We start from the raw sequence: 9570 nt of genomic DNA on the forward strand, positions 1-9570 counted from the left end.
AGCGAGCAGCGAGGCCCTCCGCAGCTGACCTCGACCTCCGCCCCCGACGCCGAGCGGCATCCCCGGCGGCAACGTCGAGTTAGAGGGCGCCCTCGCCGGGTTCGACGAGGACGCGGCAGGCCGCGCTGGCGAACGAACGTGCAGCGCCGGGTAAGGCGTCGTAATCGCGTAGACACAGGTGTAGACCTCGGAGAGGTCCTCGCCGCCGGTGGAGTTCGCGGTGGGCGGTGTACCGCACGCCGCCGGGGTGCCGAGGCCGCGCGCGATCCAGCGCGCGCTGAGCACCTCTCGCCGCCTGAGGTCGGCAGGGCCAACGTGCGGACGGCGGTGCGAGCTCGCCCATGGCGACGGCGGCGCGCAGGCCCATCACGCCGACGACCAGCGCGGTGCGGTGGCCGGGGGAGTTCGATGACGCCGAACCAGTCGCCGCCGACCTCCGTCGCCGCATTGCCCGGCAGGCAGGTATACCGAGGCCGGACGCCCGGGGTCGCTACCGGGCAGTGCAGGGACCGCTGGAGTATCAGGCCCGCTTCGTGCTCACAGTGGCGGTACAGCCGGGCAAGCGGTACCGCGGCGCGCGGGCCAGCTCCACCGAGGGACCGTCAGAGCCGCGCTGAACGGCTCGCCGCCCTTGGTGCGGGAGAATTGCACGAGGCCTGACCGTGTCGTGCGCGACCATCGGGACGGCGAGGACTGCACCAGGCCGCCTGGTTCGGCGGGGCAGCTGCGGCCTGGCGGCGCAGGGCGTCTGCACAAGGCGAGTTGAACGGAAGCGGCGACCGCGCCCATGGTCACCGGGGCCTTCGCCGCCCAGGTCCAGGAAAGGGGATGCGTCACCACGGCGCTGGCGGCGGCGACGCGGCGCAGCTCGGCGCCGCCGCTCGGCGAGGCTGTGGCTGAACAGCGCGGTCTCGTCACCGGCGAGCAGGCCCTGGTACAGGTCGACGGAGGCCAGGTCGCAGAAGCCGCACGACGTCGGAGGAGCCCGCGCGGTCAGTCTCCAGGTCGAGGGAGTGCCGATCCGGGCCCCCGCCTCGTTCAGAGCGCGCGAGGCCGCGGCGGGCGCAGCGGCGGCCTCGCGGGCGGCGGCGTGCCGGCGCGTCACGTCCGTGGCGAGGCCGGCGATGCCGATCGGCCGGCCCGCTGAACCGCTGTGCACGCGATAGAGCGATGGACCAGCAGGCGGCGTTTCGGCTCGAGCCGGGCGCGGGCCCGACGAGCTGCATGTCGGTGACGGCGTCGCCGGTCTCCAGGACCTGACGCAGCGCGCCCTGCACCCGGTCCGCCCCGTGGCGCGGCAGGTAGTCGTGGACGGTGTGGCCGCCGCGGTCGTCGACCTGGCCGCCGAACACCGAGGTGAACGTGCGGCTGGTCCGCCGACCTTGAGATCGGTGTCGAACAGCAGGGAAGCCGAAGGGGAGATTGGCCGAAAATTGCCTGAGAGGCAGCGAGGTCGGTCTCGATAAAGCTGCGCAGGGTCCGGCACGTCGACGAGACGATGCAGACCGCGGCGCGCTCGCCGGACTCCGTCGTCGGCATGGCGTGAGACCTCGGCGACGCCTGCGGCCGCCGCCGTCCTCGCCGGCCGGCATGCGGAACGGAGGCCCGTCCACTGCGCCCGTCCAGGATCTCCGTCATCTTGTGGTGGCCAAGCTCCCGCAGGTCGGCCGGGACGAACGCCCGATGTCCTGCCCACCGCCGGACGTGACGTGCCGAAGAGCTGTGCGGCCCGCCTGCTCCACTGGTCGATCAGACCGTCGGACCCGAGGAGAAGGAGGCGACCTTGATGTAGTCGTAGATCGAACCGGGCGCCTGACCGCCGATGTCCGTCTGCTCCGGCTGCCCGCCGTCCTCGCCGTTCGGCCTGCCTTGCGGCGCCTGGCCCGCACCCCGCGCTGCCGCCGCGCCCGAGGGGCCCCCGCTGACCTGGCCTTCGCTGGTATTCGCTCACGCGAATCAGTCCCTCCAGCTCACCGTGCGTCCGGGCCGGTCACCGGGGCGGCTACCCGCAGTATCCAGCACTACGGAGTGCGCAACAGGTGTTCACGATCACACCGCTCCTGACCCTTTTTGCCCGCCGGGACCGACTGTTTCGTACCCAAAGGTGCGGGTGCGCCCACCCGGTGTCTCTACACCTGGGTATCTTCGCCTTCTGTCTCGATCGGCCACGGGTCTTCCTGACCCGCCTCCGCGCACCGGGCCCGGCACGCCCACCGGCCCCGTAGCCCCACCCGGTAGAGCCAGCCGAAACCACACGGTTTTCTCCGCCTTCCCGTGCTCCCCGGTTTCGTGCCCCCAGCGGCGCGCGAGGCACCGGCCACGAGCTGCAGTCCGCGGCCGCCCTTCGTCGTCGGGGTCCGCCGCGCGGGCGCGCAGGGCGGGTCGGGGAGGGTCGGAGACCTCCACGAGGAGCACGTCCGGCTGCCGTCGGGGCGGACGAGCCGGACGCCGATGGGGCCGGACGCGAAGCGCAGGGAGTTGGTGACCAGCTCGCTGACCAGCAGTGCCGTCACGTCGCCGAGGCTCGTCGAGGCCAGCGACAGGCTGTGCGCGGACCGCGGCGCCCAGACGCACGGACGGCCGTCGGGTCGGCAGAAGGCGCTCGGCGTAGTCGCCTTCGGTGTGGAGCACGCCGATCACTTCCCTGACCCGTGCATCGCTCTGCCCGAATCTCCTGGCCGGTTCCTGTCCGGTTTCAGAGGGTTAATCGGGATATACCCGGACGCAGTGGTGAGCTATCGCGTTCAGCGTGTTCCTGGGGTGCGGTGGCACGGACGGCGTAGGGACGGCGCGCGCGGTCAGTGCGCGCCAGGGCGCTCCTTCACCGCGGGAACGTCCTGGTCGAGGCCGGTCCACCGACCAGATCTCGTCCGCAGCCAGCCAGCGCAGCTCGTCGTGGTCCTGGAGCGGGCGCGGCGTGCCCTGCGCGCGCAGGTCACAGCGCCATACGCGCAGGACATAACCCGGCTTCAGCGGCCACTCGCCCGGCACGCGCGCCACCGGAGCGGCCGTGACGCCCAGCTCCTCGCGCAGCTCGCGGACGAGGGCGTCCTCCGGGACCTCGCCCGGCTCGACCTTGCCGCCGGGCAGCTCCCAGCGGCCTGCGAGCTCGGGGGCGCACTCCGTCGCGCGGCGAGCAGCCGGCCGTCGGTGTCGTACAGCGCGGCGGCGACCACCACGACAGGTTCGATCGGTTCTGTCATGTGCCGGAGCGTACGACCCGGGGGCCGCGACTCCGTCAGCGCACGGTGCCGTTCTGCCCGGGACCTGCCCCTGCGCGAGCCGCTCCACCCAGTAGAGCTGCTTGTGCCCGCCCGTCTCCCGGCCACCGCCCTCATCGAGGCGTGCGCGCCGCCCCCTCTGTCCGTCGTCGAGACTGTCTGCGATGCGCTGGGCCTCCCGCCTTCGTCGCGTAGCGGCCGACGCGATAGCGGCTGCCGTTGTCGTCCTCACGGATGAGCAGGCCACGAGCGTGATCGTGCTGTCAGTCGTCGCGCCCTCCTCCTTGTCGCCCCCGGCTCCGACTCGCATCGCGTCCCGCCCCTGATCCTGAGGAAACCGCAATCCGCACTATGCCCGAGCCTACGCCTGACCTTTACGCAGCGGATACGGGAATGGCACAAAGAGGTACGCAACAAGCCATCGGCGGCTCCGCTCCGGGACGCGCAGAGGGGCGCATCTGCATAGATGCGCCCCCTGTCCCCCAGCGGTACCGGTTCAGCTCACCCGCACCGTCGGCATCGGCATCAGAACCGGCTCGCCCGTTGGCCGCTTCGTGCGGACGTCGCCGCACTCCGCGTCGAGGGAACAGCACAGCGAGCAGATCGGCCCGGACTGGACGGGGCAGTCGGCGATGTCGGGGGAGTTCGTACGCCGTCTCGCAGACGCTGCACGCGTGGGTCGCGGTGATGTCCTCGACGTCGGCGTCCGCCGTTCACCGGATTCGGCCTGGCCAGGTAGTACTTGCCCTTCGTGGCCCAGGCGATGAGCGGGCACGGGATCAGTGCGAGGCCGGCGGCGATGAAGGGTCGAGAAGGCCTCCGCGTACTCACCGAAGAGCCCGAAGAAGGCGAGGATCGAGACGGTCGACGCGATCACCATCGAACCGAAACCGGCCGGGTTCACGGCGTACAGGTACGCCCGCTTTGATCTCGATGTACTTGGGGCCCGCGCGCGTTGATGACCAGGTCGGCGGCGACCGCGGCAATCCAGGCGATACCCACGTTCGAGTAGAAGCCGAGCAGCTTGTTCAGCGCGGCGAACATGTTCATCTCCATCAGCGTCAGCGCGATGGCGAGGTTGAGGAAGATGCCGCAGCGGCCCGGGTGCTTGTGCGTCACCCGGGAGAAAGAAAGTTCGACCAGCTCAGCGAGCCGCTGTAGGCGTTCGTGACGTTGATCTTGATCTGCGACACGACGACGAAGAGCGCGGCGGCGGGCAGTGCCACCGAGGCCGAGCCACGGCTTGAGCGCCTCGACCTGCGGGGCGATGGGCTCAAGGGCGTGCGTCTTGCCGACCGCTTCGAGCGCCACGAAGGCGAGCGCCGCCCGAGTTGCTTCGCGGCGCCGATGACCACCCAGCCGGGGCCTGCCGCGAGAACGGCCAGATTCCATCGCTTCCTGTTCTGCTCCGTCTTCGCCGGCAGTAGACGGAGGTAGTCCGCCTGCTCGCCGATCTGCGCGATGAGGAGAGCGCGACGCCGGTGCCGAGGCCGAAGCCGAGCGGAGAAAGCTGCTGCCCGCCCTCAGTGCCGCGCCGCCGGCGGGTGGAGGTCACGGGCATGCCCGGCGGGAGTGGAACGCCAGGACCACCGAAGGGCAGCACGAGACCGATCGGCCAGACCGGCCGCGTCCGCCTGCACCTTGGCGGAGCGCATGCGGAAGACGGTGGGATGACGATGAGCGTGGTCAGCAAGTACCCGACGGGCAGCAGCAGTCCGGCCACGTGCATCGCCTGCGCCATGATCGAGCCTTCGAGCGCGAGCAGATGAAGGTGAGACGAGGCGTAGATGAGCGACGTGAGCGTCGAGCCAGCAAATAGCCGAAGCCGGCGCCACGGGTGATGAGGTCCCATGTCCAGAGCCGCACTTCGCGCAGGCGCCCGGGCGATGGGGATGCCGGTCAGGAAGATGATCGTCGCCGCGCATGGGATGCGAGGCGAGACCGCTAGGTGGAACCCGTAGGTGAAGACAGATGGACGCGCCGATCGCGAAGTCCGCGAGGTAGGCGATACCGCCGAGGCGCCGTGGGAGGCGACCATCGTCGGCGACCAGCGGCGGTAGGAGTGCGGGGCGTAGCGCGGCGAGAGTCCTCGCGGGACTCGTCCGCCGCGAGCTTAGCGTAGCTGCGCTTCGGCGCGCCCCGCGCCGGGGGCGGGGAGCGCGGCAGGATCGGCGGTGGGCAGAGCGGTCTCGGTCATCGTCGAGCTTCCCGTTCGTCCATCAGTCAGCGGTATACCGGTACGGCCGGTACGCAGAGGAAGGTAGGAGCCGTGCATGACAAGTCGTTGCAGCGCGGGATTGCCCTGGCTGTTACGGGAGTTGGGGATCCCGGTTAACTCCGGATCACGCGCCACGGACCGGGTGTCCGCCTATCGGTCACATCACCGGCAGGTGGTATGCGATGCGGTACCGGTCCGCGGGCACCACGACGTCCGCCGTCTCCACCGGCCGTCCCGAGGCGAAGAAGGTGCGGTGGATGACGAGGACGACATGGCCGGGCACGCCGCCGAGCGCGCTCAGCTCCTCGGCGAGGCCGGGAGCGGGCAGCCACTTCCCTCCGTCACGTTGTCCACGATCACGTCGATGGCCGCCATGCGCTCGACGACGCCGCAGCCGCCGAGCGGGCCCTCCTCGGGGAGCATCACCGGGGTGCGGCCCGTGACGGCCAGCGGCTCCACGACGTGGCCAGCATCACCGCCTCGCCCCGCGTCAGTACACGTATCTCGTGCGCATCACGCGGTCGCCCGCGCGGATCGCGAGCCGCTCGGCGATGCCGCCGTCCGCCTCGGCCTGCTCGCTGCGCGACTCAGGTGCCCCCGCGCCGCCGGGTCCGCCTGCTCCTGGCGGAACGGGGTGGACCCCACGCCCGACCGGTATCCGAGGCGGGCCACGCGGCGCGGCACGGGTCGCTCGCGCACATAGGTCCCAGAGCCGGACCGGCCCTCGACGAGCCCCTCCGCCATCAGGACCTTGCGGGCCTCCAGGGCGACCGTGTCGAAACCCCGTACCCCTCGCGGATCCCTGGCCTGTGAGGGAGACAGGGTGTGCGGCGGCAGCGAGCCGTGACGATCTTCTTGCGGAGATCACCCGCGACGCGCAGGTATGCCGGCTGCTCACCGAATGTCACTGGTCGTTCCCCTCACATCCCCATCAGATTGACGGACAGCAACAGCGTGGCAGCCGTGGGTTGGGGGCATGCAAGCAAAAAGGCCAAGGAATCACTCGAAGTGATGACTTGGGAGCGCTCAGGGAGCTTTACGCAGCGACTTTCTCCAGGTAGTGCGTGATTCACACATCGACACACGGATCGTCCGTACGTTTGGTTCACGCGGCTGCCTACGCTCTCGCCATGAGCGCCCTCCCCGACAGTTACTGTCCGCGCGACGGCACCCGACGTCCCCGGCGGCTCCCTCGCCTGGTGCTGCCCGGCCTGCCGAGGCCCTCTCGACCTCGACCACTCCCCCTCCGGCCCCGCTCAAGTCGCTCTCCGGCCGGGTCGGTTCACTGTGGCGGTACGCGGAGTGCCTGCCGCTGCCCGGCGAGTGCACCCTCGGGGAGGGCCGCACCCAGTCGTCCCGCTGACCGGCACCGTCTCGGCGAGCTGGACTTCCTCATGCCGACGCTGTCGTTCAAGGACCGCGGCGCCGTGCTGCTCGCCGCGCTGGCCGCCCGGCTGCGGCCCGACCGGGTCATCGCCGACAGCAGCGGCAACGCGGGCACCGCGATCGCGGCGTACTGCGCCCGCGCGCGGCTGGCACTGCACCGTGTACGTCCCCGAGGGGACGTCGGCCAAAGCTGGAGCAGATCACCGCGCACGGCGCCCGGCTCGAGGTGGTCGCGGGCGATCGCGAGGCGACCGCGATCGCGGCGCGGGCCGCGGCCGACGGGACAGGGTCTTCTACGCCAGCCACGTCCACAACCCGTACTTCCTGCACGGCACGAAGACCTACGTCCACGAGCTGTGGGAGGACCTCGGCGGCCAGCTGCCCGACGTCCTGGTGGTGCCCGTCGGCAACGGCACCCTCCTGCTGGGTGCCGCGCTCGCCGTCGCCGAGCTGCACACGGCGGGCTCATCGACCGGCGGCCCGCGCTGCACGCCGTCCAGGCCGCCGCGGTGGCGCCGCTCGCGGAGGCGTGGCGGGCCGGGGCGGACGATCTGGTCGGCGTGACGCCCATGGCTCCCACGTTCGCCGGGGGCATCGCCATCCCGAAGCCGCCGCGGGCCCGCCAATCCTTCGGGCCGTACGGGAATCGGGGGTGCCTTCCCACACGGTGACGGAGGATCAGATCCGGCACGCCCAGCTCGATCTCGCCTCGCGGGGGTTGTACGTCGAGTCGACGGGGGTGGCGTGCTGGGCCGCTGCGCGGGGCGGGGTCAGGGGAGGGGCGGTCCGTGGTGGTACCGCTGCGCGGGGCTCAGGACGGGGTTGGCCGGGGTGAGATGTGCTGGGCGCGTCGTTGTCGGGTGCAGGTGCGTTGTGGTTGCTCGCACGCCTCGCGCCCCCTGATGGGGCTTTGGTGCGTTGTTAGGTGCGGGTGCGTTGTGGTTGCTCGCGCCGTCGCGCCCCTGACGGGGCTTTGGTGCGTTGTCGAGGTGCGGGGTTGTTGTGGTTGCTCGCGCCGTTCCCCGCGCCCTGAGGGGCTTTGGTGCGTTGTCAGTGCGGGTGCGTCGTGGCTGGTCGCGCCGTTCCCCGCGCCCCTGACGGGGCTTTGGTGCGTTGTTAGGGTGCGGGGTTGGTGTGGTTGCTCGCGCCGTTCCCGCGCCCCTGACGGGGCTGTCGTCGCGTCGGGAGGGTGGGCTCGTCCGTCAGGGAGCACCCGGATCGGGTACCTTTCGGCGCGCGTGCCGGGGGTCGGGGTGTGGGGCGCACGCTCGGGGGCGTGATCACTGCGCCCAGGTCGCTTCTCGCATCCGTTCTGCTCGCTCTAGGCCTCCGGGCCCGCGCCCGGTCGTGCCGCCGCGTCGGTGTGGTTCCGAGTGGGTATCGTCGCCGAGCGGGGGCGCGCGGGGGCGTACGACGCATGCCGGGAACGGTACCTCGGGGTCAGGTGCCGGCCGGCAGGGGCCCGGGTACTGCCGCCGGGGACGGGAGGCGGACAGGACCGGGTGGCCGTTGTACGCCCCGGGTACGACGGCGCCTTCGTCTCCGGGCTCTGCGCGCGCGGCCCACGAGCACCGCTCACCGCCAGGCTCACCGCCGCCCTCCCAACTGGACCGGCCTCGACGCGCGGCGCGACGCGGCAGGTCAACACGGTCAGCAGCTACCTGCGGCTACCGTGGCAGCACTCGACCTGCGCTGCGGCATCGTGCGGACCGACGTCACCTGTGCACCGGGACGGCCGCCGTACCGACCCTGACGTACGAGGTGCTCGCCGACCGCCCGCGCCCACGTCGGCGCGGTCCGCTGCGCGTCACCCCGCACTGGACCGGCCGGGTCACCGTCACCGACCGGATCGACGGCCGCGCCGCCCACCGCCTCGCCGCCACCGGCAGCGCGCGCGGGCAAGCGCACAGACGACGGTCGGCTTCCGCACCGACGGCACCGGCACGTCCGGCACCGTGGCACCGCGCGCGCGCGCTGCGCACCCACCCGGCCCGCCACGCGGATTCCCCGGAGCAGTGGTCACGAGATTGCCGACTTCCGTGTCGAGTCCGGTGCGCGTCAGGACGTCGTCAAGTACGTCGGGGTCGACACCGGGCTGACCTCGCGCGCACCCCACGACGACGCGGTCACGGCGTCGCAGCGCGCACGCGGCCGCGGGCTGGGCGGACCTGTTGCGTGGACACACCGCCGCCTGGCGGGAGTTGTGGGCCTGACATCGAAGATCCCGGGAACCGGCCTTCAGGGACCAGGTGCGCGCCCAGTACGGGCTCCTGTCGTCGCTGCGGGCAGGTGCCCGCGACAGCATCCCGCCGACCGGTCTGAGCAGCGACAACTACGCGGGCATGGTGTTTCTGGGACGCCGAGACGTGGATGTTCCCCTCCCTCCTCGCCACCCGCCCCGAACTCGCCGAGCCGGTCCTGAGTACCGCTACCGCATTCGCGCGGCCGCCGCCGACAACGCGGCCAAGACTGGCGATCCGTGAAGGGGCTCATGTACCCCTGGACGAGCGCGAGTTCGGGCTCGCGCTGTGGAACGAGTGCCAGAGCTGGTACCCCGCCGCACTGCGTCATCCAGAGCCACCTCCAGGGCGACATCGCGCTTTCGCCGCGTGGCAGGCACTACCAGGCGACCGGCGACCGGACGTAGCGAGCGCGGCTACGTCGCCTTGACTTCATGAAAACGAAAGCGTTTCACACGATAAATGCGAAAACGGTTAAACACCCAAATCGACGAACGAAGTGAAG

The 9570-nt window shown here is 71.3% G+C and carries 2 protein-coding genes and 6 pseudogenes; 2 read left to right on the forward strand and 6 right to left on the reverse strand.

Translation table 11 applies throughout. The features are described from left to right. Window positions 1–914: 914 nt before the first annotated feature. The 6 genes and pseudogenes from RBJ77_RS14985 to RBJ77_RS15010 form a co-directional block, all read right to left on the reverse strand. On the reverse strand, window positions 915–1592 hold the full coding sequence (locus RBJ77_RS14985; protein WP_372345480.1) for a PAS domain-containing protein: 678 nt from the start codon (window positions 1590–1592) through the stop codon (window positions 915–917). Window positions 1593–2229: 637 nt separating this feature from the next. Continuing rightward, a pseudogene (locus RBJ77_RS14990) lies at window positions 2230–2640 on the reverse strand (ATP-binding protein); the annotation flags it as partial. A gap of 158 nt (window positions 2641–2798) precedes the next feature. Further along, window positions 2799–3203, reverse strand: a pseudogene (locus tag RBJ77_RS14995) ((deoxy)nucleoside triphosphate pyrophosphohydrolase). 70 nt (window positions 3204–3273) lie between these two features. Beyond that, a pseudogene (locus tag RBJ77_RS15000) lies at window positions 3274–3531 on the reverse strand (hypothetical protein); the annotation flags it as partial. A gap of 186 nt (window positions 3532–3717) precedes the next feature. After that, window positions 3718–5390 (reverse strand): annotated as a pseudogene (locus tag RBJ77_RS15005) (cytosine permease). A 206-nt stretch (window positions 5391–5596) separates the two neighbouring features. Continuing rightward, a pseudogene (locus tag RBJ77_RS15010) lies at window positions 5597–6347 on the reverse strand (GntR family transcriptional regulator). 486 nt (window positions 6348–6833) lie between these two features. Here RBJ77_RS15010 and RBJ77_RS15015 point away from each other — a divergent pair. Further along, window positions 6834–6902: pseudogene (locus RBJ77_RS15015) on the forward strand (hypothetical protein); the annotation flags it as partial. 82 nt (window positions 6903–6984) lie between these two features. After that, window positions 6985–7389 (forward strand): pyridoxal-phosphate dependent enzyme, encoded by a 405-nt coding sequence (locus RBJ77_RS15020; RefSeq protein WP_372345481.1) that lies wholly within the window; start codon window positions 6985–6987, stop codon window positions 7387–7389. Window positions 7390–9570 lie beyond the last annotated feature (2181 nt).

The sequence above is a fragment of the Streptomyces sp. KL116D genome (genome assembly GCF_030766975.1).
In the GTDB taxonomy this organism is placed as follows: Bacteria; Actinomycetota; Actinomycetes; order Streptomycetales; family Streptomycetaceae; genus Streptomyces; species Streptomyces longispororuber_A.

What these genes read in the sequence shown, in the direction of transcription:
- RBJ77_RS14985 (WP_372345480.1), bottom strand. Translation starts at nt 1,592, where the DNA reads ATGCCGGCCGGCGAGGACGGCGGCGGCCGCAGGCGTCGCCGAGGTCTC.